Here is a 616-nt window from a genome sequence, read left to right as displayed (position 1 = left end):
ACGCGGTCGAGTATCTGGCGAACTTCGCAATCTTCACGCGAGTCCCATTGGAATGCATCGCGTCCATCACGGCAGCAGTCGTCGTCTACCTGGTCGCTTCCCGTGAGGTAACCGACTGACTCCAAAGTGCCTTCTTGTGCCATCTGTTCATCATCACCCACCCTGAGTGCGGTTACAAGAAGTAACCAATAACTGTTTCGTCACCGAGGAGACTGCCGTGACCGAATCCAACGCTGTCGTCGACAGCGACGCGATTTCCCGACCACGACGAGCGTGGGCCGTTCTCGCCGTCGTCACCGGTGCCCTGTTCCTTGAGGGCATCGACATCGCGATGCTCAACGTCGCGGTTCCCAGCATTGCCGCCGACATCGGCCTCGACACAGGCTCCGCGCATTGGGTGATCAGCGCTTACGTACTCGCGTATGCCGGGTTCATGATTCTGGGCGGCCGCGCCGCCGACGTACTCGGGCGACGACGAGTGTTCTTGACAGCCCTCGCTGTGTTCGCCGTGTTCTCTGCCCTCGGGGGTGTAGCGCAAGATTCCTGGGTGCTGATCCTGGTCCGCTTCATCACCGGCGCTACCGCCGGGTTCATGACCCCCGCAGGGTTCAGCCTC

The 616-nt window shown here is 61.0% G+C and carries 1 protein-coding gene; it reads left to right on the top strand.

The window, feature by feature from the left end:
* Positions 1-217 precede the first annotated feature (217 nt).
* A partial coding sequence (locus CH293_RS27640) for an MFS transporter (protein WP_255123019.1) occupies positions 218-616 on the top strand: 399 nt, incomplete at its 3' end.

This window comes from Rhodococcus sp. 14-2470-1b (assembly GCF_002259415.1).
Classification (GTDB): Bacteria; Actinomycetota; Actinomycetes; order Mycobacteriales; family Mycobacteriaceae; genus Rhodococcoides.
The sequence above is the reverse complement of the archived record's forward strand: the minus strand, read 5'-3'. Positions and strand labels throughout refer to the sequence as shown.